Here is an 896-nt window from a genome sequence, read left to right as displayed (position 1 = left end):
AGCTTTCTGCAACCGCATTATCATGGCAGTTACCGCGACGGCTCATGCTGCCCTCCAGGCCGTGTGATTTCAGGAACGACTGCCATTCATGGCTTGTGTACTGACTGCCCTGATCAGAGTGAACCAGCACCTGTTTTTGGGGATTACGCCGCCATACAGCCATCAGCAGTGCGTTCAGGACAATGTCCTTTGTCATCCGGGGTTGCATTGACCAGCCGATAATTTTGCGTGAGAACAGATCAACAACCACGGCAAGATACAGCCAGCCTTCGTGGGTCCTGATGTAGGTGATGTCCGTTACCCAACGCTCATCCGGAGCATCCGGATTGAACTGTCGCTGGAGCCTGTTGGGCGACACGATACTGGCTTCGCCTTTACGTGCCCGCGGGCTCCGGTATCCGACCTGAGCCTTTATCCCGACACGTTTCATCAGTCGCCAGACTCTGTTGACTCCGCACTGTTGCCCGCTGTCCCGCAGATCCAGATGGATCTTGCGATAACCATAGACGCATCCCGATTCCAGCCAGAACTGTTTAATCTGTCCTGTCAGTCTCAGGTCTGCCTGATGGCGTTGTGAATGCGGCTGCTGAAGCCAGGCGTAAAAACTAATCTGTCCTGTCAGTCTCAGGTCTGCCTGATGGCGTTGTGAATGCGGCTGCTGAAGCCAGGCGTAAAAACCACTGGGATGAACATCCAGCACCCGACAGAGCAGGCGAACAGGCCAGCAACAGGTGTTGTCACGGATAAAGGCGTACCTCAGTCGGACAGTTTTGCGAAGTACGCCGCTGTAGATTCAATTGGTCAACGCAACAGTTATGTGAAAACATGGGGTTGCGGAGGTTTTTTGAATGAGACGAACATTTACAGCAGAGGAAAAAGCCTCTGTTTTTGAACTA

1 pseudogene is annotated in these 896 nt (G+C 53.0%); it reads right to left on the bottom strand.

Annotated elements, in window-relative coordinates:
* Nucleotides 1-781: pseudogene (locus tag FHC49_RS01505) on the bottom strand (IS3 family transposase); the annotation flags it as partial.
* Nucleotides 782-896 lie beyond the last annotated feature (115 nt).

It is taken from the genome of Kluyvera sp. EC_51 (assembly GCF_019584505.1).
Taxonomy (GTDB): Bacteria; Pseudomonadota; Gammaproteobacteria; order Enterobacterales; family Enterobacteriaceae; genus Kluyvera; species Kluyvera sichuanensis.
This window is presented reverse-complemented; position numbering and strand designations above follow the sequence as displayed.